27 protein-coding genes are annotated in these 25305 nt (G+C 42.9%); 14 read left to right on the top strand and 13 right to left on the bottom strand.

The window, feature by feature from the left end; genetic code table 11:
* The first annotated feature begins 1 nt into the window (after position 1).
* The 3 genes from ACMXYS_RS06580 to ACMXYS_RS06590 all read left to right on the top strand — a co-directional run bounded on the left by ACMXYS_RS06580 (position 2) and on the right by ACMXYS_RS06590 (position 1537).
* Complete coding sequence (locus tag ACMXYS_RS06580) at positions 2-337, top strand: DUF4144 family protein (RefSeq protein WP_415897997.1); 336 nt, start codon at positions 2-4, stop codon at positions 335-337.
* A gap of 104 nt (positions 338-441) precedes the next feature.
* Positions 442-990: a hypothetical protein gene (locus ACMXYS_RS06585; protein WP_415897998.1), complete on the top strand. Its 549-nt coding sequence runs from the start codon at positions 442-444 to the stop codon at positions 988-990.
* A 160-nt stretch (positions 991-1150) separates the two neighbouring features.
* Positions 1151-1537, top strand: a complete 387-nt coding sequence (locus tag ACMXYS_RS06590; protein ID WP_415897999.1) for a hypothetical protein — start codon at positions 1151-1153, stop codon at positions 1535-1537.
* Between the two features lie 63 nt (positions 1538-1600).
* Here the strand turns inward: ACMXYS_RS06590 and ACMXYS_RS06595 are convergent, their stop codons facing one another.
* Both ACMXYS_RS06595 and ACMXYS_RS06600 read right to left on the bottom strand, forming a co-directional pair.
* Complete coding sequence (locus ACMXYS_RS06595; protein WP_415898000.1) at positions 1601-2533, bottom strand: hypothetical protein; 933 nt, start codon at positions 2531-2533, stop codon at positions 1601-1603.
* A 255-nt stretch (positions 2534-2788) separates the two neighbouring features.
* Positions 2789-3436 carry a hypothetical protein gene (locus tag ACMXYS_RS06600; RefSeq protein ID WP_415898001.1) on the bottom strand — a complete coding sequence of 216 codons (648 nt, stop codon included), beginning with the start codon at positions 3434-3436 and terminating at the stop codon, positions 2789-2791.
* 510 nt (positions 3437-3946) lie between these two features.
* Here ACMXYS_RS06600 and ACMXYS_RS06605 point away from each other — a divergent pair.
* From ACMXYS_RS06605 to lhgO, 3 genes are all read left to right on the top strand, one after another.
* The gene (locus ACMXYS_RS06605; RefSeq protein WP_415884226.1) at positions 3947-4975 is read left to right on the top strand and encodes a TAXI family TRAP transporter solute-binding subunit; all 1029 of its coding nucleotides are present in this window, start codon (positions 3947-3949) and stop codon (positions 4973-4975) included.
* 206 nt (positions 4976-5181) lie between these two features.
* Positions 5182-7320 (top strand): TRAP transporter permease, encoded by a 2139-nt coding sequence (locus ACMXYS_RS06610; RefSeq protein ID WP_415898002.1) that lies wholly within the window; start codon positions 5182-5184, stop codon positions 7318-7320.
* A gap of 59 nt (positions 7321-7379) precedes the next feature.
* On the top strand, positions 7380-8576 hold the full coding sequence (gene lhgO, locus ACMXYS_RS06615) for an L-2-hydroxyglutarate oxidase (RefSeq protein WP_415898237.1): 1197 nt from the start codon (positions 7380-7382) through the stop codon (positions 8574-8576).
* 11 nt (positions 8577-8587) lie between these two features.
* Here the strand turns inward: lhgO and ACMXYS_RS06620 are convergent, their stop codons facing one another.
* Complete coding sequence (locus ACMXYS_RS06620) at positions 8588-8812, bottom strand: hypothetical protein (protein WP_415884228.1); 225 nt, start codon at positions 8810-8812, stop codon at positions 8588-8590.
* Positions 8813-8988: 176 nt separating this feature from the next.
* On the opposite strand from ACMXYS_RS06620, the gene ACMXYS_RS06625 reads away from it, so the two are divergent.
* Positions 8989-9675, top strand: a complete 687-nt coding sequence (locus ACMXYS_RS06625) for a glycine-rich domain-containing protein (protein WP_415898003.1) — start codon at positions 8989-8991, stop codon at positions 9673-9675.
* A 3-nt stretch (positions 9676-9678) separates the two neighbouring features.
* Here the strand turns inward: ACMXYS_RS06625 and ACMXYS_RS06630 are convergent, their stop codons facing one another.
* A complete protein-coding gene (locus tag ACMXYS_RS06630; protein ID WP_415898004.1) occupies positions 9679-10170 on the bottom strand; it encodes an NlpC/P60 family protein in 492 nt (163 codons plus the stop codon).
* Between the two features lie 148 nt (positions 10171-10318).
* Between ACMXYS_RS06630 and rapA the strand changes: the two genes are divergently transcribed.
* Positions 10319-13192, top strand: coding sequence for an RNA polymerase-associated protein RapA (gene rapA / locus ACMXYS_RS06635; protein ID WP_415898005.1), 2874 nt, complete (start codon positions 10319-10321; stop codon positions 13190-13192).
* A 232-nt stretch (positions 13193-13424) separates the two neighbouring features.
* Entirely contained in the window at positions 13425-15020 is a 1596-nt protein-coding gene (locus tag ACMXYS_RS06640; protein WP_415898006.1) for a methyl-accepting chemotaxis protein, read from the top strand.
* Positions 15021-15100: 80 nt separating this feature from the next.
* Here the strand turns inward: ACMXYS_RS06640 and ACMXYS_RS06645 are convergent, their stop codons facing one another.
* Positions 15101-16045 (bottom strand): GTP-binding protein, encoded by a 945-nt coding sequence (locus tag ACMXYS_RS06645; RefSeq protein ID WP_415898007.1) that lies wholly within the window; start codon positions 16043-16045, stop codon positions 15101-15103.
* 600 nt (positions 16046-16645) lie between these two features.
* Between ACMXYS_RS06645 and ACMXYS_RS06650 the strand changes: the two genes are divergently transcribed.
* Positions 16646-16999 (top strand): hypothetical protein, encoded by a 354-nt coding sequence (locus ACMXYS_RS06650; RefSeq protein ID WP_415898008.1) that lies wholly within the window; start codon positions 16646-16648, stop codon positions 16997-16999.
* A 111-nt stretch (positions 17000-17110) separates the two neighbouring features.
* On the opposite strand, the gene ACMXYS_RS06655 is transcribed toward ACMXYS_RS06650, so the two are convergent.
* The 4 genes from ACMXYS_RS06655 to ACMXYS_RS06670 all read right to left on the bottom strand — a co-directional run bounded on the left by ACMXYS_RS06655 (position 17111) and on the right by ACMXYS_RS06670 (position 19571).
* On the bottom strand, positions 17111-17644 hold the full coding sequence (locus ACMXYS_RS06655; protein WP_415898009.1) for a porin family protein: 534 nt from the start codon (positions 17642-17644) through the stop codon (positions 17111-17113).
* A 184-nt stretch (positions 17645-17828) separates the two neighbouring features.
* Entirely contained in the window at positions 17829-18167 is a 339-nt protein-coding gene (locus tag ACMXYS_RS06660; RefSeq protein WP_415898010.1) for a hypothetical protein, read from the bottom strand.
* Between the two features lie 34 nt (positions 18168-18201).
* Positions 18202-18774 carry an O-methyltransferase gene (locus ACMXYS_RS06665; RefSeq protein WP_415898011.1) on the bottom strand — a complete coding sequence of 191 codons (573 nt, stop codon included), beginning with the start codon at positions 18772-18774 and terminating at the stop codon, positions 18202-18204.
* Between the two features lie 296 nt (positions 18775-19070).
* Positions 19071-19571, bottom strand: a complete 501-nt coding sequence (locus ACMXYS_RS06670; RefSeq protein WP_415881549.1) for a lactoylglutathione lyase family protein — start codon at positions 19569-19571, stop codon at positions 19071-19073.
* A 94-nt stretch (positions 19572-19665) separates the two neighbouring features.
* Here ACMXYS_RS06670 and ACMXYS_RS06675 point away from each other — a divergent pair, with 94 nt between their 5' ends.
* The 4 genes from ACMXYS_RS06675 to ACMXYS_RS06690 all read left to right on the top strand — a co-directional run bounded on the left by ACMXYS_RS06675 (position 19666) and on the right by ACMXYS_RS06690 (position 22612).
* Complete coding sequence (locus tag ACMXYS_RS06675; protein WP_415898012.1) at positions 19666-20544, top strand: LysR family transcriptional regulator; 879 nt, start codon at positions 19666-19668, stop codon at positions 20542-20544.
* A 120-nt stretch (positions 20545-20664) separates the two neighbouring features.
* A complete protein-coding gene (locus tag ACMXYS_RS06680; RefSeq protein WP_415898013.1) occupies positions 20665-21945 on the top strand; it encodes an SDR family oxidoreductase in 1281 nt (426 codons plus the stop codon).
* Entirely contained in the window at positions 21945-22397 is a 453-nt protein-coding gene (locus tag ACMXYS_RS06685) for a DUF2269 family protein (RefSeq protein WP_415898014.1), read from the top strand. Before ACMXYS_RS06680 ends, ACMXYS_RS06685 begins: the two co-directional genes overlap by 1 nt.
* Complete coding sequence (locus ACMXYS_RS06690) at positions 22397-22612, top strand: DUF6500 family protein (protein ID WP_415898015.1); 216 nt, start codon at positions 22397-22399, stop codon at positions 22610-22612. Before ACMXYS_RS06685 ends, ACMXYS_RS06690 begins: the two co-directional genes overlap by 1 nt.
* Here ACMXYS_RS06690 and ACMXYS_RS06695 read toward each other — a convergent pair.
* The 4 genes from ACMXYS_RS06695 to ACMXYS_RS06710 all read right to left on the bottom strand — a co-directional run bounded on the left by ACMXYS_RS06695 (position 22605) and on the right by ACMXYS_RS06710 (position 25285).
* Complete coding sequence (locus ACMXYS_RS06695; RefSeq protein ID WP_415898016.1) at positions 22605-22997, bottom strand: sirohydrochlorin chelatase; 393 nt, start codon at positions 22995-22997, stop codon at positions 22605-22607. The two genes, ACMXYS_RS06690 and ACMXYS_RS06695, sit on opposite strands and share 8 nt — an antisense overlap.
* 355 nt (positions 22998-23352) lie before the next feature.
* A complete protein-coding gene (locus ACMXYS_RS06700; RefSeq protein ID WP_415898017.1) occupies positions 23353-23835 on the bottom strand; it encodes a hypothetical protein in 483 nt (160 codons plus the stop codon).
* A gap of 126 nt (positions 23836-23961) precedes the next feature.
* Positions 23962-24831: an MYG1 family protein gene (locus ACMXYS_RS06705; RefSeq protein WP_415898018.1), complete on the bottom strand. Its 870-nt coding sequence runs from the start codon at positions 24829-24831 to the stop codon at positions 23962-23964.
* 211 nt (positions 24832-25042) lie between these two features.
* Complete coding sequence (locus tag ACMXYS_RS06710) at positions 25043-25285, bottom strand: hypothetical protein (RefSeq protein WP_415888442.1); 243 nt, start codon at positions 25283-25285, stop codon at positions 25043-25045.
* Between the last annotated feature and the right edge of the window lie 20 nt (positions 25286-25305).

A 25305-nucleotide genomic window follows, 5' to 3' on the forward strand; every position in this document is an offset into this window, starting at 1 on the left:
CATGATTAAGTGGCCAGCCATTATTAAGTATCAGGGAGATAGTGAACTGACTTATATCTCCAATGGATCTGAGTGGGAAACCGATCATGATCTTCATGCCGTTGTTTATGATGCTGATGACCGTTTAATCGATTCGGATGGCGTCTTATTTTCTCTAGAGGAGAGAGAGGATCGCCTTGTTATGCCAAGGCTCGTCGAAGAGCATTTTGAACTTGAAGAAATGGTGGATTTGATTAGAGCGCATTTCTCTTCAATCGGCGAATGCTGCGTATCTAAGTTTTCTATTGGCTCAATTGCCGAAGGAATTACTACTGTCGGCCAGTTTGAAGAGCGCTGACAACTGGCAATAATCAGGTCAGGGTAGAATTATTCTGTTTGTTGCTTATTTGAGACGAAAAGTAAGTAGCAAACCAAAAATTATAAAAACGGTTAGGAAAGAACATGATCAAAAGAATCACAGGTGTAGTCTCTCTTTGTGCAGCGATGATGCTGAGTACCTCAGTTTTGGCGGTTGAGCCAATTCAGCTAAACGGCAAATCTTACGCATATAACGGTAGTGAAGAGTTCACGCACTCGTACTTCACGGGTGCCGATAAAGACAAAGAAAGCTGGAACGAAAAGGTTTCTGTGATTTTCTCATCTAGCACACGTAGTGAAGATGACCTTGAAGAATTAGCTAACGATTTACGTGATGGCTACTCGCAGAACGGCCGTTTGGTAAAAGCGATTAAAATAGCAGCTGAAGATGGCGCTTCAACTAAGTTTGTTGTAGTTGGTGTAATGTCTGGTGAAGAGGTAGCTGAAGGGGTTATGGCCCGTGCTAGCCTTGTGGATGGTCACAGTGTAGTGCTGATGTATTCGCACAGATTCTACAACGAAAACCGTGAGAAAGAGCTTATCGATTGGTTTGAAGCTAATGGCTTTAACATGGAAAAAGAGCTCATTGATTTCGCTGCAATTCCTAACAGAACTGAATTTTCAGCAAAATAGATAAGCATCTATTTTACTAGTTAGTTAATACCTATCTAGTTGAAAAGAACGGGCGAACTGTGTTGGACAGTCGCCCGTTTTTTGTAATGGTGCTAAGACGATTGTTTATCGACGGCTGCAGTATTAAGGCAATGGATGAGATAAAAAGGATTTACCCATCATGAAATTAAAAATTGCCTTATTGCTACTTGTAACAATAGCGGTGATCAGCTTTTTATTCTTCACATCGAGAACTGTCTATTACACCCTGCAAGATCCTTCTGGTCGATATACCGCGATCATAAGCTACAACACTTATAGATCTTTTACCCCGACGATGCCCGGATCTTCCTTAGATAAACCCGGATTCATAAAGATCGTAGATCAGCATAAGAATAATTTAGGTGAGATCCCTTTACCGATGCTGCAGTTAGCCGATCTGAAATGGACTCAAGAGGGGGCAGAGATGAAGCTAATTGGTGAGTGGAATTTTGAGCAGGGTTACGCCTTTTACTGGAATGAAAGTGGTTCTGAAAGGATATTTGTTAAAGGTTCTGATAGGCAATAAGTAAAGATAGAGAGTTAGGCAGTAGGGAGAAACAAAATTTGATGATCTTAACTGCCTAATACACTAAGGTTTTATCCAATATCTATTATTTTCTGTTGGTGTATTACGTGGTAACAGCGGGTTATCCAAAACGAATACTTGTTTGTCTTGCCATTGCTCCATAGGGAATAAGCGTGATGTAACTGGGTGGCTTTGAAGATGCTGATCTAACGAACCTGAATCTATGTTTGCTTCTAAGCCCTTGCTGATACGCTCTGCGAGTTCTGGGTTTTTTGAACTCACAAAGAAGTACATAGGGAAGGGATAATAGATAACAAAATCCGTGAACAATTTTAAGTTTGGATAGATTGCCAATCTAGCGGCAACTTCACCACCGCCTTCGTGAATGCCGCGTGGAAAAAAGTCGCAACGGCCTTCAGCGAGTTCTGTAAACATGTTTTCATAGACTGGATTTCGGCGAACAGCCAATCCAGCATTTTCTAAAATATCTGAATCAGGCCAATGAGCCCCCTGACAAGCTGTGAGATCTTGTAGTTGTTTAATACTAGTAATAGCTCTGAACTTTTCTTCATCCTCTGCGCGAATAATGCTGGCTCTAAAACCTAATAGGCCTTTAAGCAAAGGGATACGAATCGGTATTAGTGTTCGTTCACGTGAGATAGACGTGCCTGCCCAATATACATCTAATTTCGAGCCTTTCGTTAGCTCATAAAGGGCACGTCCTTGTTCCATCTGAGATGAATATACAACCTGACTATGTCCATACTTGTCTGCTGTAGTTTCTAGAACATTCTGCAAGAGGGTTACAAAGTAATGATGACTGACATCGTATGAAGATTGAGGTGCGATTGTTTTAATCTGGCTAACCTGATTAGCATGGGCGGGCAGCCCTAAACCAATTAGAAGTAGTAGAAAAATTAAAAATATATTCGACTGTTCTTGCTCTGCTTTCCTTAGCGTTGAGGTAGAAAAGTTAGACAAAAACTTATAAAGCAATGGAGCGCCTCAATATTTGCTATTTGTAATACCAATAAGCGTATTTTGACAAAATTGTTTGAAGTATTCTATTAGAAAAAACCAATTGTTACAGTTTTGTTACAATAATGGTGATGGTATAAGAGATTTCAATTAGAAAAAATTAACCAAAAGAAGGAGCTGAGTTTTGAAAAGGGGTGGTTTGCAGCAAAGAAAAACATCAGATATTACTACTCTTGATTTCTCTTCTTATAGTAGGACAAAGCAATTACTGACTTAAAACCCGTTCAGAACTCTGACGTAATCGTTTAATTGTGATCGCGATAGGTTTTCTGGTTGTAGCTTATCAGCGATCCCCAAAACCATCTGAAGCTGGGATAGATGATCTCTATCTTCTTCGTTGAGTGTTATAGCGTCATCAGAATTGAGGTATTGCGTAAGCTCTGCTGTGGTCGTTTTAATATCCAGTGCGGAATTACTGTTGGTATTACCAAGGTTGTCTAAGACTTTTTTCGCTTTCTCCAGCGTTGCTACCAAGCTGCTCTCGCTAGATTCTTCACGCAGCTTATTGCTGAAGTCATCAATAAAGTCACTTAACTGACCGACAGTGTCGTCTTGCGCCGTTCCTAAGCTTTGTTGGTCGGTTAGATAGCGAGATGCTTCACTGTCGTTTAGAAAGCCATATTCATTCAAGCGTTGGATAAATTCAGGTGTAATTTTGACGCTTTTTGGACCGCCGGTAAAAAACTCTTCATTGAGTTTTTGGACCTTCTGCGCGCGATCCGACAGGTTGCTTGGCTGTGTTGAGGCCTTGCTACTTTCTTTTTCAGTTGCCGATTTATTTGTCGAAGCCGTTTCAGCGGTATTTTGGGTGGTGCCAACCGATGTTTGATGTTGGCCGATGCTGCCTGTAGTCAGGGTCATCAGTAATGCCTTAGCGTCCAGTTAGGTAGTATATTTCTGAGATCATTCTCCCTGATTAGTTCCGTTATCTCTATGGGAAATATGATCTTTTTCTCCATTGAATATGCCTTAAGATTTGATTGCTTTGCTGGATAAGCAATTTTTTGCCTACTTTTACGGATGCTGAATTCAGCTAGTGGATCCTTGTTAGCCTTTAGTCTTGTTTGGAGATCGAAAAATACTTTATGACGCTTAATCATTCTTTATATCAACAGGTTCGCCCACTGATCTCTGAATTCTCATCGAGAACTGCTGATTAAATCGAATTTTTGAGCGTAATTTTGCTTATTACTTGATTTTAAATAAGCAATATTTTGCCTATCGAGGTAAAGGGGTTTTGTGGGTTTCTTATAACTATCTGTTTTTAAATGGTTAATTTTAATTTTTGTTTTATGGCATACCCATTGCTATACAGAAGGGGTGTAACTCAAAACTTTATAAAAAAACCTCAAACTGGAGAAGGGTAAGAGGATGACAATAACAAAACGCACTTTTATTAAAGGTATGGGCGTAGCCCTAGCAATGAGTACAGCTATGGGCGCTGCAGGTCTGGCACAGGCTGATGATAAGCGCTCTTACATTTTGGCTACAGCATCTACTGGCGGTACTTATTACCCTGTAGGTGTAGCGTTGGCGACACTAACTAAAGTTAAGTTAGAGCCAAAACATAAGATTTCTATGTCCGCGATCAACTCAGCAGGTTCGGGTGAGAACGTTAAACTGTTGGGCGAAAACGAAGCTCAGTTTGCGATCCTACAAGGTCTATACGGCGCGTGGGCTTGGAATGGTGAAGGGCGTTTAAAAGAGACTGGCGCAAATAAAAATCTTCGTTCTGTAACTATGCTATGGCAGAACGTTGAGCAGTTTGTAGTTAAAAGTGACCTAGCTAAAACAGGCACAATTTCTGACATTACTGCTTTTGAAGGTAAAAAATTCTCAATTGGTAAAAAGAACTCAGGTACAGAAGGTTCTGGCCGTACGATCCTTGGCAATTTAGATGTTAATGTTGATGGCTTTAATCTAGCGCACATGGGTTACGGTGCTTCTGCTGATGCTCTTCAGAACGGTACTATCGAAGGTATGAACATCCCATCAGGTGTTCCAACGTCTGCGATTACACGTGCTTATGCTGCACTAGGTAGCGACATTACTGTTCTTAACTTTACTGATGAGCAGATCAAAGAAGCTAACGGTGGTTACCAGCTTTGGACTCGTTATCAGATTCCAGCGAATACTTATCCAGGTCAAACTAAAGCAATCAATACAATGGCACAGCCAAACTTCCTAGCGGTACGTGATGATGTATCCGAGGAAGATGTATACCTACTAACTAAAACTGTTTATGAAAACCTACCGTTCCTAAACGGTATTCATAAAGCGACTAAAGCGATGGCACTAGAAAAAGCGATCGCAGGTCTTCCTGTACCACTACACCCAGGTGCAGCGCGTTACTACAAAGAAAAAGGTATCAACATACCTGAGCACCTAACAGCTAAATAAGCTGGAGAGACGACTCTTCAGAGGAACTAAACGTTGACTATGTGGTCATTTAGTTTAGTTCCCAGCTTTTAGGTTCGACCCGGTGCAGACTCAGTTACCAGCGAGACTGAGATCTGCACCACCCTAATTCCTATATTACGATCATGGTCATCCGAACTCGGAAGGGGATCGGCTGGCTGTAATATCAGTGTGAGCGATCAGAAAGCATGGCTACAGAAACTTCTGTTACCGACCAGGAAGTCAGTGAAAAATTAAAAGGGCTAGAGTTAGCAAAGCGTCCAGAACAGTCGCTAACAGGGCGAGCGGTTTATTGGATTGGCGTAATGTTCGCCATAGCTCATATCTACTTCAATACTCTGGGTACTTGGTCAGAGCTTTATGTCTCTGCCATCCACTTTGGCGGTTTTGCGCTGATGTGTGGTTTGATGGTGCCTATGTTCAAAGGTGGTAGCGAGGCTAAGCAAAAGCTTGGTTTAGTGTTGGATGTACTGTTAGGCATCGCCGCTATTGTCTGTGCGCTTTACCTTATCGGTTTTGAAGATGCGCTGTATGACCGAGGTGTGAAGTTTGCCCAATGGGATTGGGTCTTCTCTGTTTGCGCTATCTTTATTGCTTTAGAAATGGCGCGTAGAACAACTGGGTGGTTTATCCCTTGTTTAATTCTTGCTGCGCTGACTTATGTATTTTGGTGGGGTAAGTATATCGATGGCATTTTCGGTTTTGCCGGATTGAGTCTTGAGACGCTACTATATCGATCTTATTTCTCTTCAGAAGGTATGTTCGGTCAGATCGCGCGTATCTCCTGGACCTATGTGTTTATGTTTATCCTGTTCGGCGCTTTCCTAGTTAAGTCTGGTGCAGGTGATTTTATTATTGATCTATCCCGCTGTGCGGCTGGCCGATTTGTTGGTGGCCCGGGTTTCGTAGCGGTATTAGGTTCTGGCCTAATGGGTTCAGTATCAGGTTCTTCTGTAGCAAATACTGTATCTACGGGTGTAATTACTATCCCATTAATGAGAAAGGCGGGTTTCCCTGCCAGATTCTCTGCCGGGGTTGAGGCCGCAGCATCAACGGGTGGACAATTAATGCCTCCGGTTATGGGTGCGGGTGCCTTTATCATGGCGTCTTATACTCAGATCTCTTATCTGGATATCATTGCCATTGCTGCACTTCCTGCATTGTTGTATTTCCTATCTGTAGGCTTCTTCGTGCGAGTTGAAGCAAAGCGTAGCCATGCGCACGCGGTTGAGCTGGATACACGCCCGATTGGTGAAGTATTTAAAGAGGGCTGGCACTTCCTGCTTCCTCTGGTTGTTCTTGTCGCACTGCTTATCTATGGCTTCACGCCAACCTATGCTGCAGGCTTGTCGATTATCTCGGTGATTGTTTCATCTTGGTTATCCAAGAACCCAATGGGGCCTAAAGCCATTTTGGATGCTTTAGCGCAAGGCTCTAAAAACATGGCGACCACTGCAATGCTCCTGATCTCAGTAGGCTTGGTTGTGAATGTGGTTGCGATGACCGGTATCGGTAATACCTTCTCACTGATGGTGACTGACTGGGCGAGCGGTAGCTTGTTTATCACCTTGGTATTGGTTGCTTTAGCATCGCTTATCTTAGGTATGGGCTTACCGGTTACGGCGGCTTATATCGTATTGGCAACGCTTTCTGCGCCAGCGCTTTATGGTTTGATGGCTGAAAGCCGACTGTTGGATATGATTGTTGAGGGCACGTTACCAGAAGCAGCTAAAACCATCTTTATGCTGGTGGATATGGAGAAGGTTGCTTTGTTATCTGCACCTATGGCGGAAGCTGATGCCAGAGCGCTACTTGATCTAGTACCAGCGGACTTTAAAGGGCAGCTTCTAGAGCAGGCGATGGCGCCGGAAGTGTTGGCGATGATTCTACTGTCTGCACACATGATTATCTTCTGGTTGTCGCAAGACTCTAACGTTACGCCACCGGTTTGCTTAACCGCGTTTGCTGCAGCTGCAATTGCAAAAACACCACCTATGGCAACAGGCTTCACTGCTTGGAAGGTCGCGAAAGGTTTGTATATCGTGCCGCTTCTATTTGCTTATACCAACTTTATTGGTGGTACAGCGATGGAGGTGTTTAGCATCTTTATCTTTGCTGTCTTTGGTTTGTATGCCTTTGTTGGCTTTATGGAAGGCTATTTAGAAGGGAAGTTGAATATTGTTCTGCGTATAATCTGTGGCGCTCTGGCAGTTGCTCTGCTTTGGCCACACGGTGAAGTGCTGATCAATTTGGTTGCTGCGGCACTGTTCGCTGTGATCTTTATGTATAGCCGTCGTTTTGCGGATTCAGAAGGTAGTGCTGCATAGCACTGCCTTCGAGTACTGACTTAAGGATATTAGGTGTGAGCCTGACTTCAGATAAAAAAATATATGATTTCATTGTCATTGGTGGCGGCATTCTAGGGATGTCGACTGCGTGGCAATTACAGAAAAAGTATCCAGGCAAATCGGTCTTGGTTATAGAAAAAGAGTCCAGTGCGGCTCAACATCAAACGGGTCATAACTCGGGTGTTATACATGCCGGTGTTTATTACAAGCCGGGCAGCTTGAAAGCACGTTTCTGTAAAGAAGGTAACGTAGCTACTAAAGCGTTTTGCCGTGAACACGATATCCCGTTTGATGAGTGCGGCAAGCTTTTAGTTGCGACCAACCAGAAAGAGCTTGAGCGTATGCAGGCACTTGTTGGCCGTTGCGCTGAAAATGGCATCGAGATCGAGGTGTTAGATCAAGCGCGACTGCACGAGCGTGAACCTAATATCAATGGTGTAGGTGCCATCTTTGTGCCTTCTACAGGTATTGTCTGTTACACACAGATCTCCAGTAAGATGGGTGAATTGGTTGAGCAGGCCGGTGGTGAAGTTCGCTTTAATACTCGCGTTACAGGTATTGAAGAGTTCGCCGATCGCGTGACTGTTTTTGCTGAAAATGAGCGTTTCCAAGGACGCTTTTTAGTGAGCTGTTCGGGGCTCCAGTCTGATCGTATTGTTGAGATGATGGGGTTAGAACCTGATTTCCGTATCATTCCATTCCGTGGTGAATACTATCTGTTAGATGAGCAACATAATCAGATTGTGAATCATCTAATCTACCCGATCCCAGACCCTGACCTGCCGTTCTTGGGCGTACATCTGACCCGTATGATCGATGGTACGGTAACCGTTGGCCCTAACGCCGTGTTAGCGTTCAAACGTGAAGGTTACAAAAAGACCGATATCAGTTTGAAAGATAGTTTCCAGATGCTTACCTATCCGGGGATGATTAAGCTGCTATTCAAGCACTTCAAGGCAAGTATGACGGAGTTGAAAAACTCAATCTCAAAACCGGGTTATCTAAAGCTGGTTCAGAAATACTGTCCGTCTCTAACGCTAGATGATATGAAAGAGTATCCAGCGGGTATTCGTGCTCAGGCGGTTTCTAAAAACGGGGATGTGATCGATGACTTCTTGTTTATGAATACGAGTAGGGCACTAGCGGTATGTAACGCGCCATCGCCAGCTGCAACCTCTGCTATCCCGATTGGTCAGCATATTGTTGAGCAGGTGAGCGTGTTAGTAGAGAAGTAAACAGAGGGGCTTTATACGTCAAAGCGTGTAAAGCCCTCACTTTTCTGATGGCGTTGACCAAAGTGCTTTGCTTGGTTATCGCACTCTTGACGGAGTTGATAGTTAGCCATCATCAACTCCTTACAAATTTTGCACCACTCTTTGGCTTCAGGCTTCCCTAATTTTTGCAATTGTTCTTTACTTGGGTTGCCGTCCGTAGCGATCATCACTTCGGTGCATTCCTTACAATATTCCATTACTTTTCCTGCCATCTTTTTTATAGTTTTAATTACGTTGCAGCCTAGTCGCAAAAACTAGGTTTTGTTATCAGAAAAATTCTTAATTTGATGGTCTTTTGACTATTTGATGAGCCATCGTGATAGTGTTTCAGTTAACGATGGTTTTTCTGTAAACGAATAAGCAAGGATGTGAAATGAGCTTTATAGCATTATCGTTTATCTCTGTTTTTCTCTTGATAATGTATTGGCAATTGCGACAACGGAAGGTTAAGAAGCAACGCCGAGAACTGATCGAGAGTTATGTTTTCCCTGAGCGTCTAACCGTAGAACTAAGAAAGCGCTATCCGCACCTTTCCGATGCTGATTGTGACAAGGTAATGGAAGGGCTAAGAGTGTTCTTTCTAATCTGCCTAGCTGCAAAAAACAGAGCTATAGCAATGCCATCGCAGGCGGTGGATGTGGTATGGCATGAGTTTATTTTGTTTACCCGCGATTATGAGGTGTTCTGTTCTAAAGCGCTGGGTCAATTTTTACATCATACACCCGCTGAAGCGATGGAAAAGCCAACCCAAGCGCAAGTAGGGATTCAACGGGCTTGGAAATTCTCGTGTTTGCGTGAGGGAATCTATCCTGCTAAGCCTAGGCGTTTACCTCTTTTGTTCGCGATTGATGCTGAACTAAAAATCGAGGATGGCTTCACCTACCAATTAAACTGTAAAGGTCGTGAAAACGATGGCTACTGCGCTAGCCATATCGGATGTGGTATCGGTGGCTGTAGCTCTGGTAACGACTCTAGCAGCGATTCTGGTAGCGACTTGGGTAGTGGCTCTAGCTGTAGCTCCGGTTGTAGCGGAGGAGGGGGGGGTGGTGGCAGCAGTTAGTTACTACCGCACATCAATGCCTTCTGGCCTGCGAGCGGTCCAGTAATGTTTGCTCCAGTAAGGGTTATCTAAACGACTGATGATAACGCCCTTGCTGGTGGAGGCATGTAAGAATTGCCCCTCCTGCACATACACACCTACATGCCTTTGTTTATAGCCGGTCTGAAAGAAGACTAAATCTCCTGCCTTTAACTGACTTTTAGAAATGTTGGAGCCGCTACCTAATTGATCGCGTGTGGTGCGTGGAATATCCAGACCAAACTGATCTCTAAAAGTGATTTGGGTAAATGCGGAGCAATCAATTCCTAATCTATTGTTCCCACCAAGACGATAGGGTGTACCTGCCCAACTATTATATTGATCGAGTAAAGCTTGGCTTACAGGTGATTGCGCCTGCATAGATACAGTTGGAGAAGACGACTGTTTTAACGTACTTGAGCAACCGCTTAAAACAACACCGGTTAGTATAAGAACGATAGGAGTATAAAATTTCATCAAATTTCACCTTCTTTTCGTATAGATCAGGGTTGCGAACAGTATAACGCCAACTAAAATTTACAAAAGCTTAAAACCGTTTGGCTTTCGGGCTGTAACTGCCTATTATGCCCAGCTATTTTTCCAGCCCTTAGTAAGCGAAGAGTTCATGACAGAAGATTTTCAGGTCGGCCAACGTTGGTACAGCTATACAGAAGCTGAGTTAGGTTTAGGTGTAGTCACTGAATTGGTTAATCGCAGTGTAACGATTTTTTTTCCTGCAATCGGTGAAGAGCGTACCTACGCGCAAAGCAATGCTCCATTAAGCCGCATTGTTTACCCTATTGGCGACCAAATTTCTGACGATGAAGGTCTGTCTATCACTGTTACTGAGCATCAAGAAAGCAAAGGCTGTGTTATCTATTTTGGAGATGATGCCGAAGGTAACGAACAGATTATTCATGAAGCATCATTAGAAAGTGCGGTTCATTTCAGTAAACCTTACGAGCGTTTGTTTGCAGGCCAGATCGATAAGCTTCGTCACTACGAACTACGTCAAGAAACTTTAAAGCTACAACATCAGCACCAGAACTCTGCCGCTTACGGTTTGATCGGTCCTCGTGTTCAATATTTGCCACACCAGTTCTATATCGCTTCTGAAGTGGGTAAGCGTACTGCACCACGCGTATTGCTAGCTGACGAAGTAGGTTTGGGTAAAACCATTGAAGCAGGTTTGATTCTTCATCAACAGTTAGTTTCTGGTTTAGCGAGTCGAGTGCTGGTGGTTGTACCTGATAGCTTGATTCACCAGTGGCTGGTGGAGATGTTGCGTCGTTTTAACCTGCATTTCTCTATTATGGATGAGGGTCGTTGCGCTGAAAGCGAAGGTAATCCTTTTGAGACAGCACAATTGGTGTTAAGCCCATTGTCACTATTTACTCAGCATGAAAAGCATCTTGAACAAGCGGTAGAAGCAGGTTGGGATCTTATGGTGGTGGACGAAGCTCATCACCTCGGTTGGAGTGAAGAGGGCGCGAGCCACGCTTATACCTGCATTGAGAGCCTTGCACAGCATGTCAAAGGCCTACTGCTTTTGACTGCAACGCCAGAACAGTTGGGTATCGAGAGCCACTTTGCTCGTTTGCGCTTGCTGGATCCAGACCGTTATTACGATCTGCAAAAGTTCATTGAAGAAGAGCAGGCTTTCAAATGCGTTAACCAGTTGATCGAAACGCTACAGAACCCAGAAGGTTGGGGTGAAGCATTGAAGGATGAAGCCTTTACTGCGTTATTGCACCAGTATCTGGGCGATGAGATGGCAGATCATCTGGAAGTTCACAAAGATGATGATTCTGAAGAACGTGAACAGTTAATCGAGAAAACCGTACGCACTCTTTTAGATCAGCATGGCACAGGCCGAGTGCTTTTCCGTAATACACGTGAAAGTGTACAAGGCTTCCCAGAGCGTAAGCTTCACAGCTACGAACTACCGTTACCGGACGCGTATAAAGAAGTGATTGCCGATGCACCAATGGAGCGTCAGTTGCACCCAGAATCTTTGATCGGTAATGGTGAAGGTTCTGCTTGGCTATTAGAAGATAACCGTGCTGACTGGTTGATCAAATGGTTGGAAGATTACAAAGGTGAAAAGGTTCTAGTGATTTGTGCGCACGCGCAAACAGCTATTACTCTAGAGAAACAGCTACGCCTATTTGAAGGTAAGCGTACAGCACTGTTTCACGAAGGCATGAGCCTTGTTGAACGAGACCGCGCTGCGGCTTACTTTGCAGATTCTGAGCAGGGTGCTCAGCTGCTGATCTGTTCTGAGATCGGGAGTGAAGGTCGTAACTTCCAATTTGCACACCACATGGTGATGTTCGATCTGCCTATGAATCCAGATCTACTGGAACAGCGAATCGGTCGTCTGGACCGTATCGGTCAGCTTCAAGATGTAAATATTCATGTGCCTTATTTCGCTGGTAGCGCGCAATCGGTGCTGCTACGTTGGTACGCAGAAGGATTAGGTGCGTTTGAGCAGGTATGCCCTACAGGTCAATCCTTGTTACAGCAATATGCCGCGCAGTTACATGAGTGCATGGAAAACCCACTGGATCAGACAGCGGTTGATGCACTCATCGATGAAACGGCTCAAACTCAATCAGCGTTGTTAGCTGAATTGCAGGAAGGCCGTGATCGTTTGCTCGAGCTTAACTCCTGCAACGCTGATATGGCTGAAGAGCTGTTAGATGCGGTTGAAGAAGATAGCCAGCCAGGTAAGTTAGCGTCCTTTATGGGCCGTATCTTTGATCACTTTGGTGTTGAGCAAGAAACCACAGGCATTAATGGTGTGATCCTTCATCCGGGCGATCATATGCTGAATAGCCATTTCCCAGGCTTACCAAGTGACGGTATGACCGCTACTTTCCAGCGTAACGAAGCACTATCTCGTGAAGATATGCATTTCCTAAGCTGGGAGCACCCAATGGTGTCTGGCGGTATGGAGATGATGCTAGAAGGCAGCTACGGTAGCTCAACCCTGTGTACAATGAAGCTTCTACCACTGAAAGCGGGTAGTTTGCTGATTGAAGCCGTTTTCCGCATCCACTCTATTTCCGATCGTTCTCTGCAACTGCAGCGTTACCTTCCAGATGCGTGCGTTCGCCGTGTGATCGATAGTAATGGCAACGATCTAACGGGTGTGATTACCGAACAGCACTTCGCTACTTTGGGTAAACGTGTAGGTAAGAATGTTGCGTACAACTTGGTAAAACATACCCGTGAAGAGATTACTGAGCTAGTTACTAAGCTTGAAGCTCAGGTTGAGCAAACAGAAGCGGATCTGCTTGCACAAGCGAAAGCGTCCATTACTGAACAGATGGAAACAGAGTTGGATCGCTTAAAAGCCTTGGCTAAAGTGAATCCAAATATTCGTGATGAAGAGCTAGAGGCGCTGACAATCCGCGAAGAAGATCTGTTGGCTGCTGTTGAAGGCGCTTCACTGAAGATGGATTCGATTCGTATTGCAGTGGTGACGCACGAGTAAACATATAGCACGATTTATTGTTATTTAATTAAGCCCTGAAGCATACGTTTCGGGGCTTTTTACGCCGATAATAATACCTTCCAACGATTACTTGATCTTAAACAAGTAAATTACTTATGCCATTGCATACAATGGCAGCACAAAACTAGAGCGGGAGTTCGGTCTGATGTCTCTTTGCTTAGTTATTTCTGTATTCTCTTAAGTTTATTTCTCCACTAGCCAAGGAGGGGTCATGTTCCGGTCTCTAGCTAATGTAATCGATACAGTTTTAAGAACCTGTGGTTTTAAAACTCTTAATAGTCAATTTACCCTGTCTTATGCCCTAGTATTTATACTGGCCGCATCTTCAGGAATCAGTCTTTACTTCAGCATGTCGATCAATCCTCAGACCATTGATATGGCAGGTCGTCAGCGCATGTTGAGTCAGAAAATCGCAAAAGAAGCACTATTAGTTGCTGCAAATGTTGAGCAACAAACCACCCTTCGTAAAACCATGGAATTGTTTGAGTCATCCCACAAAAAACTTATGTTGGGTGATGCAGCGTTGGGTATGAATCCAATCAAAGATCCAGCGATTGTTAAGCAGATGCAGCACGTTGATAAACTATGGGGTAGTTATAAAACACTGATTAACAGTCATGTGAATCAACCAACTGATATTACACTTGCTGAAATAACCAAGCAGTCACCGGTAATTCTTAAAGAGATGAATAAAGCGGTGGGTATGCTCACCACACAAGCTAGCGCGACAAGCATGAACCAGCTGTTAATTGCGTTTGTATGCGTGGTCGGCATCCTGTTGCTGGTTGTGTTTGGTCGAGTGTTTGGTTTGAGCATGCTGATGAATAACATCAAGCGTTTAAACGCACGCATGGTAGAAGTTGGTCAGGGTAACTTCTCGCATCGTTTTGATATCTCCCATACCGATAATGAAATAGGGCAGATGTTCAACGCCTACAACAACATGTTAAACCATGTAGGTGATCTGTTGAAAACGGTTCAGACGGTTGCGCGCAACACTGAGCGTCATGTAACTAATGTTGTTGAAGCCACTTCAGATGCCAGCAATGGTGTTAGTCGCCAGTACGAAGATATTGAACTGGTTGCGGCGGCTATGACCGAAATGAGTGCAACTGTACAGGAAGTTGCTAACAATGCAGTAGAAGCAGAGCAAGCCGCGCAAGAGACTGACACTCATGCTAAGAGTGGTGGTGATGTTGTTGGTCAATCCGGTAATCAAGCACAAGAGATGCTAACAATGCTGAATAAAACAGCATCGGCGATTAAAGAGCTTGAAGCGGAAACACTTGCCGTGGGTAACGTAACTTCTGTGATCAACGACATTGCTGAACAAACAAATCTATTGGCATTGAATGCGGCGATCGAGGCGGCACGTGCTGGTGATCAAGGTCGTGGATTTGCGGTTGTTGCTGATGAGGTACGTACCTTAGCGCAGCGCACACAGCAATCGACGCAAGAGATCCAGCAGATTATAGAACGTCTACAGAGCAAAGCAGAATCTGCAGTGTCTTCTATGGGTGTTAGTACTGATCTTGCCGATCGCAGTAGCGAACTTGCAAACTCTGCAGCTGCGGTACTTGAGCAGATTATCTCCTCTGCAAATACGATCTCTTCAATGAACACCATGATATCTACTGCAGCTGAGCAGCAGTCATCTGTAGCATCGGATATTGATAATCGAGTGGTAAATATTTCTGATATTGCAGGTCAAACGAAGCGTGATACGGATCGTGTGGTTGAGGCAACTGATCAGATTCGAAGAGAAGCGCACGAACTTAATCAATTGGTGATGAAGTTCCAGCTATGATCTAAATGGTCCTATAGCGATTAATTTAAAATGCCACCTCAAGGGTGGCATTTTTGTATTTCAAAACCCAATTATACAGATCACCACTGCAATATATTTTCAATTTGTTGCTTCAGGGAAAGTTGAGTTATTTCCTTAAAGCAAAGCACCGCTAGAATGAAACCGTCTATATAGTGAATTATATAGTGGTACTTATTTTCAGTTCTCAGGTCAACGCTCACCGTTCCATGGTTATCATGACACTTATTTGAGGAGGACGAGTCACTTGTTAAAAATTGTAAAAGTTCTACAAGAAAGTGGGTTTCTAACGTTGAGTGATTTAACTTGTTTTCAGGGGAAATTAAGGCGATTCCTTTTACTCCTTTTAGGAGTGAAATCCTGCCTAATACTTTATCAGAGAAATTAATTTTAGGGGCGGAGTACTGAATAACTTCTTCTAGGTTTAACTCATCGTCGATTGCTATGGTTGTACTAACCTCAGTATGAGCCACTCTTGGTGTGGGAACCAACTCTTCAAGTAAAAAGAGAATGTCTTCTTTTTCTCGAGCATCAATAAAATAGATAGGCGCGTTTATATTGAGCTCGTTCAACCATCCTTTGTATTCGGCATGGGTAGGATTTGCTACTTCATCTGATTTTGTTACAGCCACAATCAAGGGTTTATGAAGTGTAAGGTGACGAAAATGCTGCGTATAGAATTTTAGGTCATGTTGCGGATAATTTCGGGTGTTGTCCAAAAACAAAATCAGGCCAGAACAATCAAGCGCCAATTTAGTGGTTATGATCTCCCACATAAATTGGAAGCGTTCTTGACCTGGTGCGCCATAGCAATGAATACGTTGATTATTTGTAGTCGTAATATAGCCATAGTCCATGGCTACGGTAGTTGTTTTTTTTCTTTTAGATGTACTGTCTGAAGTGTTTGCGTCGGTATCGACACAGTCTATTTCGCTTATAGTCCTAATTGCAGTTGTTTTGCCTGCTCCGACTGAGCCAAAAAAAATAATTTTTTTGTCGTCCAACAACTTTTACCCCTTATCAGAATTGTAAGTACAAACCCAAGTTATTGATGACTAGTACTGTTGTTACATGGTGAATGTTAAGCTTCTTGTTGAGAAAAGCTCATAATGGCTAAGCGTGAATAGTAGTAATGAGCTTATAAGTATGAATACTAGGTTTTTCCTAACAGTGTTATATATTTGAGAGGTTTCTGTTCATTTTAGGGAGCAAATTACCAAACTCTGAGGTGTTGTGTCGGACTTTCGAAATTGAGGTAAAGCGTCCTATCTACAGTTCGTAAGCTGAAGGTAGCAAATTGCATAAATATTTAAATTCTCTCTTATCTTCAATCTCTGTTTCTAGATATTCTGCAGTTATCTCATTTTTCTTTTGCGCAAGAAAGTGATCGAAGTTACTCGCATTTAACCGTGTTTCATCTGTTAGCCATTCTACACTTTTTGGTTCAGCAATAATTGATTTTATCTCTTCGTAAATGGTGTTGTGCTTTTGTTTGTATTGATCCAGCTCTTTCCATAATGCCTTTTCAATTTTGCGATCTACTTTCCCACATGCAGTGATAATTATCGGTAAGGTTGAGAGATGCTGAGCGCATAGTTCGCATTACCATGGCTATTATCTTGATAACGGCTGGCACCAGTAAATTTTTTAGTGACGGTGGCTTTGTAAATTACTACTCAGGCTTATTCCAAGGGGATCTGCGCATTCAACTGCCTGCAATCCTGATCGATATGTATCTAAGCTGTATTCAGTATATCGAAGTGGGCTTAGGTTTAGCCCTGTTGCTGCCTAGACTCAAAGCTTACACTATGTACGGTTGGTTTGGATTTATGCTGAGCTTGCTGGTAGGGCATTATATTTTGCAAGAATGGTCCGCTGTAAACCAGATGCTGGATTATATCTTCTTAGGAGTGTTGTGCTTTGTATTGCCCATGTATGGTAAGTCATCGGTTAACGAATAGATGAAGGTAGTGCAACTCTGTAGAGATTTTAGAGTACGTATCCGATTCGATTAAATAAAAAATGCCACCTAATCAGGTGGCATTTTTAACCTATGAAGAGTTATCTAGGTATTAGAAATTGTAGATTACACCCAGAGATACAGTGTCCACTTCGTCTTCAAAGTCCATGCGTTCCCACTCTAAACGAAGATCGACTTTTTCAGTTACCGAGTAGTTAGCGCCAAGCCCGTAAAGAACATCTGATTCGCTTTCAGATACAGTTGTATTCGCAACGTCAGCATCTGCATCAATACGTGCATAACCTAGTTTTGCAAAAACTTCTGCTTTTTCACCCACTGGTAGTTTGCCTAATAGCGCTAATGAGTATGCATCGCCATCAATCTTAACCGGTACGTTTAGAACATCGGCAGAGTTCTCACCTAAATCCTGATAAGCAAATTCAACAGCAAAGTTTTTATTGAAATTATAACCAGCAAAAAACTTCCAGCTAGTATCTGAATCATCAGTGATTGTTGCGCCAGTAACTTCTACGTAATCAACGCTAGTTTTACCTACGCCACCACCTAGATAGAAATTAGAATCTGCCATTGCAGCTTGTGATAAAATTCCAGAGATAAGCGCTGTAGCTAGTAGTGTCTTTTTCACAATATTTGTTCCTTAAATAGTTGTTTTTAAAGATGTTAATGCATTTGGGGGCGTATAATACAGATCTATAATTACAGTTACTATAGGAGATAGCTAATACTGTAATTAATAGGGTCGAGTGCTTTTAAGTGACAGGCTTAACGTACAGTTTTATTTAAGTTAGTTGGGTGAATAGTGTGCAGATTTATTGCGGATATGAACTAAGCAGAGCTGCTTGAGAATGAAGAAAATCGTGAGTTGAATACAAAACGAGATGCAGACCGATCAATCGGAAAGCTGCTATTTTGGATTGCTTTACGCCTTTAAATAAAAGCACCAAGGCTACGACGCCAGAGAATATAGATAAAAGGAGAAACAAAAAACCCAACAATAGTTCGATTATATCGGATATGCCGTAAGGATTGTTTGGCGCAATATACATATCTGCGTAAACAAATGCTCTGAAAAAAAGCATAAAGCTAAACAGGCTGATAGATAGAGCAGCCAGAACCAAAATAGTAATTGTACCTTTTGTTAGTTCCATACGGCCGGATAATTTTGCTTAGCAATCTGATTGATCAGTCTTTATAGACAAGCAATTCGCCTTTCCCGACAGGGACTAAAGAAGTGCTCAAATTTGTTTGCTCTTCTATCCAGGCATTAAACCCTTCCAACTCCTCTTTATGAGAAACCGCATTGTCACAAACGAGTATGCCGCCTTCTCTTAAAAGACTGAAAAGCTGTTCTGCTATTGCTAGATATTGGCTTCTATCTGCATCCAGGAAAATAAAGTCAATGTTCTGAGGAAGCTCAGCTAGTAGATCTACAACGTCACCATCGAGTTGCGTAATCCTTGAGTCTAGTGCGACCTTACGGAAATTTTCTAAGGCTTCATCGATCTTGCGGCTGTTATTTTCAATAGTAAAAACATGGCCATCATCTGGAAGGGAAGAGGCTAACCAAAGTGTTGAATAGCCATTAGACGTACCGATCTCAAGTACGGTTTTGGCGTCAGTTGCCTTGATTAAAACAGCTAAAAATTCACCTGTATCCCGTGTGATATTAAGATACTTTTTAGATCGGTTAGATTGGGCTTCATCGTTCTCGAGCCCTAATTGTTCAAGGTCATTTAAAAGCTGTTCAAGGTTCATTCGGCACGCTCCTAAATTGCTTGGGGTGTTTTCGGAATAAAACAATGTCAAATATATTTATTAGCTTCTTCTGATTTTATGATGTTTACCAGCCTAAAAGGCATTACTAGAAATACCAAAATAAAGCTTAATATTAGAAGAAACATAGTTATTAATTTAAAGTGTTTCCTTGTTTATATGGAGATTAGAGCTGCAGAATAGATTATCAAAAGCGCTCTGTTAACGTCATGGTATTTTGGATCTACCTGAGCTTAAGCCGCTAACCCTATAATATTTTGTAATCATCGCTGAAAAATCTAGTAAGCACCCGCCGCATAATGCAGTTCATAACTATGGCTGTAGATCTCGAGAATATTGCCGAATGGATCTTCCATGTAAATCATGCGATAAGGTTTTTCACCTGGGTAGTAATAGCGTGGTTTAGCCATACGCTTTTTACCGCCAGCTGAGACAATCTTTTCGGCTAGGCCTTCGACATCTGGGTCCTGAACGCAGAAGTGGAAGATGCCCGTTTTCCAGTATTCAAAATTATTTTCAGGATTCTCCTGATTTTTGAATTGGAATAGCTCAACACCAATGCGATCGCCTGTAGATAGATGTGCGATTCTAAAAGAGCCCCAATTAGGGCCGAACACATCGGTACACATCTCGCCTATGGCGCTGTCATCTTCAGTTATCTCAGTTGGTTCCATAATCAGATACCAACCTAGAACCTCGGTATAGAATTTCACTGCGGCTTCAAGGTCAGGTACAGAGATACCAATATGAGAGAAAGTACGTGGATAAGGTTGATTCATCGTTATGCTCCAACAAGATTTATTGGAAGCAGTTTATAAAGAGGTTATGCTTATTAAAAATTATCATTTGAAATCAAAATAATAATTTATTGTTATGATTAATCCGCATCATCTCCGAACTTTTATTACCCTTGTTGAAACGCAACATTTCACGAAAACGGCTGAGTTATTACATATGACGCAACCGGGGGTTAGCCAGCATATTAAGAAACTAGAGACTCATCTGAATTGCCCGATTATCAGTCGCTTCGGTAAAAAGTTTGAGCTAACCGAAGCGGGTGAAGAGTTGTATGAGTTCGCGCAAAAACAGTTTCAGGCAGAGTCTGCTCTTTTAGATAGATTAACTGACGTTCAAGCAGAAAAGGGTGAAATCAAACTCGCCTGTTCAGGATCTATGGTGACAAAGCTTTACCCTGATCTACTGCAATTACAGAAGCGTTATCCAGAGCTATGCGTCAGTATGGAAGCGGCACCCAATCATGAAATTCTTAAACAGATAAAAGACAACAGAGTCGATCTAGGCTTAGTGACTCAATTGATCAATGATGTTGAGCTACAGCAGGATCTCCTTGGGCATGATCCATTATGCCTCGTTATACCTAAAGGATTTGACGCCGATTGGAATGGATTAATGGCGTTAGGCTTTATCAATCATCCAGACGGTCATCATTACGCTGATCAGGTATTGGAAAGTAATTTTGCTGAACATTTCAGAGGGATGGGGAAAATAAAGCAGTCGGGTTATATCAACCAGCTAAGTCAGATCATACTGCCAGTGGCTGAAGGCATGGGGTTTACCGTACTGCCAGAATCCTCGATTGTGGGGTCTGCTTATTATGAAGCCATCGAAATTGCTGACTTAACCGAAGTCGTTAAAGAGCCTGTGTACAGAGTGCAGAAAAAATACCGTCCACTTCCTAAACGTTATGAACTGCTTGAAGGTGTTCTGAAACAGCATTTTGAGAACACGTAAAGAGCTCAGAATATCTTTTAAGCACCCATCTCTAATGTCGGTCTTTCAGGTATAGAAAAGGTGCATAGGCATTTTCAATCCGATATGCTCAGTAACCTAATGCTATAAAAAAGGATTTTTATGAAGTTTTTGGTCGCTGGAGCAAATGGTTTTATTGGCAGTGCTGTTGTTGAAGCACTGCTCGCTCATGAGCATAGCGTGATTGCGGTTGGGCGCAGTGTTACTGGTAAAACTAGCCGACCAAATCTTCAATGGATTAGTCAAAACCTCCAAACGGCTTTAACCCCTGCTGATTGGTTACCTCTATTAGACGGTATAGATGGCGTTATTAATTGTGCCGGTATCTTAAGAGCCTCCTCTGCAAACGATTTCGAAACCGTTCATATCAAAGCGCCTTTAGCATTGGCTAAAGCATGTCATGAGAAAGGGATTAAACGATACATACAGCTATCTGCTTTAGGTGAGCCTGAGCAGGGCGAGTTTATTGCGAGTAAACACCGATTTGATCAGCAGCTATTAGAGCTCATGCCTTCTGCTACGGTGCTTCGACCGTCGGTGGTAACCTCGTTAAGAGGCTCTTATGGTGGCTCTTCCATGCTTCGAGGTTTAGCAGCTTTCCCAAAAGTAATGTTATTGCCGGGGAAAGGTGAGCAAGCGATACAACCGATTCTTTTAGAAGATCTTGCAGAGTTAATGGTTGAGGCTGCAACCACAGAGTCTATATCTGGTGTTATCGAAATTGGTGGGCCTGATACCGTCAGCATCAAAGATTACCTTACCGCTGTAAGAGGCTGGTTAGATATTCCTACCCGAGGCTCTATCAATGTTCCCATGGGGTTAATCAACCTCAGCTGTACTATTGGCGATAAGCTCAAAGCAGGGCCTTTAAACAAAACTATCTGGACGATGTTACAGCAGGGTAATGTGCTGAATGATCCAGCCGCACAGCAACAATTCAAAGCACAACCACGAAGCGTAACAACCGCTTTTAATCAGCAGGCGAGTTTTGTTCAAGATCGTTGGCATGCCAAGCTTTTCCTCATCCAGCCTCTGATCTGGTTTTTACTTACGGTGATCTGGTTTATGTCTGCAGCCGCTGGTTTTTGTGCTGAGCCAGAAGGCTTTGCTCCGATCTTATCAGCTGTCGGTTTCCCGCAAGCGTGGCATTTTAGTTTAGTAATGCTTACTAGTGTTTTAGATCTGGTATTGGGCTTGATGATACTGGTTCGATACAGAGAGAACTTAACCCTCTGGCTGATGTTACTCAGTACACTGGGTTATAGCAGTTTACTCGGCGTAATGGCTCCAGAGCTTTGGTTAGATCCATTAGGCGGACTCCTAAAAAATCTTGCGATAGTTCCTCTCATACTGGTTTATATGGTGATGAGGCAAGTACGCTGATGGATTACATGACGCTAAAATTGATCCATATCCTCTCATCCACAATTCTGTTTGGTACCGGATTAGGCACTGCTTTCTATATGTGGCGAGCGCAGCTAAGTGGCGATTTATCTACATTTAGAATCGTTGCGAAAAATGTCGTTCTTGCTGATTGGATCTTCACTACTCCTGCCGTCGTTATCCAGCCCTTAACGGGTATAGGTATGATGTATCTAGCCGGATTTAGCTGGCAGCAACCATGGTTATATTGGAGCATCTGCCTCTTTATCTTAGTAGGGGCGTGCTGGCTTCCAGTGGTGTTTATCCAGATCAAAGTTGCAAAACTTCTAGAATCAGATCAGCCGGATCTACAAGGTATTAAGCGTTTAATGTTTTGTTGGTATAGCTTGGGTGTACCTGCATTTTTAGGTGTGATCGGAATATTTTATTTGATGGTGAGTAAAGCAGCCTAATGAGAGAAAGTTTAAGAAAGAAGATCATCGAAGTCTGCGATAAGAAGATTGCGAGTAAGGGAGACAATGTAGGTATCTCGTTCTATGCATTCTTCAAAAACAAAAATGATGATCCAGAGCTATTAATGGAAGCTGCCGAGTGGTGGATCAAAACTCACCAGCTTGATCACTTTGAGAAGGCCGTGAAAATTAGGGGAATAGTTAAGTCTAACTAGCAATCGCACTGTCTATTGTGTCGTGTGTAACAAGTACCTGTTCTAGTAACCCAAGCATCATCAGTGAGCTTCCAAGGTGTGGGAGCACCTCTATGCTGATGTGCTTATTCCTCATAGATGCTTTCTCTGCCTCTTGAGGGATGTCTTCATGAACATGTATACCTGCAGATAAAAAATAGGGCAGTATTTTTATGTCAGTCGATCCTTGTTGGATGGACTTATCTATTGCTTCCTCGATCGAAGGGCGCGCTAATTCAAGAAATGCTGTCTCGATAATCGGGTATTCATTTTGAATTTTGTTCTGGAGTGAGGCCGTTAGCTCAAGTACTTCGTTGTTAGAGCGTTCACGTCTACTACCGTGGGCCACAATGACGAGTGACTTCATCATATTTCCTGTCGATGTTGGGTTATATGTACAACTAAGCTAAGTTCAGAATTGAGCTTTATTCACCCGCCAAGGTTTGCCCTCACAAGTGTGATAATGCTTACATGTTTTTCTACAGCCTCTGCATGGAAGTCTGTTGTTGGAAGAGGGCTTGTTTGTACTTGATGAATTGGGAGTGGTTTTCATGCATCACCGGCTTCTATTGACTGGTTAGGCATCTGTTTACGTGGGTCTAATCTGTTTGGATCAGAATGAGGTGGTTCAAAGCTCATCTAATCGGCCATTTCGGGCTGGCTTTGAATATTCGGGGATATGTAATCAATTACCCTAAAACGGTATTAATCTTTCTGCAGTACTAAATTTGAGTGGAAAGTAGGCAAATAATCGCGAAGCAAAACTCAATCACTACCAAACACCAAAAATGTGTAGGCTCTTTTTGACGATAGACCGTTTCGTAGTTAACAGCCAAAATTAACACGGCTTTTCCTCGTTTAATCGAGAGTAAACTGTGTGATATGAGAAAGGTCCCAAAGAGGGTAACGAAGGATCGAACAACAGTCTCCGCCCTTGTTTCTTCAGGATAATAACCTGCTAATGCGATAGTAAATGCGCCAAGTATTATGCAAAACACGCTGACTCGGTTGTGCCATTTAACTACATCTATATGCGTGACTTTTCGCCTTAGTTCTAGAAGCTTTGGGTGCTTGCGATAGAAGGTGATACCGGAGAGGTTGCGTGGCGTTTTCCTATTTTCAGCATTTGTTATTTTTACCAGCGCAAAAGGTATGGCTAGTAAAATAAAAAGAACGCTGATCAGTAAAAGAAACTTAGCTAACAACTTAAAACGCTTCCGTGTTTATGAGGATATTAATCTTCCTCTGGACAGGATAAAGCAAATACTGGGAAGCGTCTAAACATGAAGAACCATAGAGCTAAGATTAAGCTCTATGGCATCTTGGGTATTCTAATTTTCGAGCGCTAATGCAGCCATTTTCATTGTGCTAGCAAAGGACTCGCAGCCTGCGATAAATAAGCCGTTATGGCAGAACATCGCATCGTTGATTCCCGTTTCATCTTGAAGGGCTTTACCGGATAATCCTGCCCATGATTTAGGCAGTGACTTTTTATCCTCAAAAGAGCCGGGTTTTACTGGAATGGCCTGAATACGCCATTGACCTGTATCGGATGGATAAACGATATACAAAGCCTCTTTTGATAGAGCGTGTACGGTTCTTTTCCAAGGGGTGTACTGCTCTAACACAATCACTCGAGGGTCTTCAGCATCCTCTATAGCTTTAGCGACGATATCTTTGGCGCTGATCCCGCCGTCAGCCGATGCAATAAAGCGGTTTAAAACACGCGATGCAAAATCTACCGCTTCATCAAAGCCCTCATCGAAATGCGTATCTTCTTGCCAAGTTGGGTTAAACATAGAGATGGTTTGGCTCAGACTCACCCCTTTTGCAACGCCATCACCATAACCACAATCGATCGCATCAATGGCAGAAACCAAATCCGCATCCACCGCTTGAGCGACTTCAGCATTGCCTTGGCAAATCTCAACGCCATATTTCTGCCAAATCAATCCAAATGAGGAGTAGGGAATACCGTTCTCACGCTCACCGGCACCACCGCGTTGGTGATGATCAAACCGACCTGAGTCAGGCTCATATTCACCACCAACATCAACCACAATATCAGCCTGACGGATAAGCTCTTCATCACGTGTACGGATTAGCTTAAAAGAGGGAAAAACAGCTCTAAGCGCAGCGATACTAAAAACATCATCTGCATGAAAATTACCGCTGTGCGTTACTATCGTGATATCAGGCATTTCGATTGCGTCATTTAAGTGTGGAAAGAAGGCAGCTAACCAAACCCTAGTGAGTAGGCTCGCTATTGAGACGTGATTTTCATCGTCTAATTGATGGGCGGATACTATACGAAGGTGGCTGAGAAGAATAGGGGCTTCTGTATCTAGTGACCGCAGCTATAGTGGTTAGTGTTTAGCTGGATTTTTGAGACAGGTATACTCCTTTAATGCCTTAATCTAGCTCCTTAAGCGCTGCAATGACTTTTTTGCGTTGAGCCGTGACTATATCGAGTTTCTTACTCAGGAGGTTTCTTTCTGTTTCATCTTGTTCATCAGCAATTTTTTCTTTTAGTTGTTTCTTTTTCTTTTTTAACTTTTGCTGGATGTCCTTAAGGCATCTCTTTCGTTCACCCTTTTTCAGCTTCTCATCGTTGAGATATTCTTGGGTGATTTCTAAAAGCTTAAGCAGTTTCACAATCTTAACTCCAATCAATC

The organism is Neptuniibacter sp. QD57_21 (genome assembly GCF_047778075.1).
Taxonomy (GTDB): Bacteria; Pseudomonadota; Gammaproteobacteria; order Pseudomonadales; family Balneatricaceae; genus Neptuniibacter.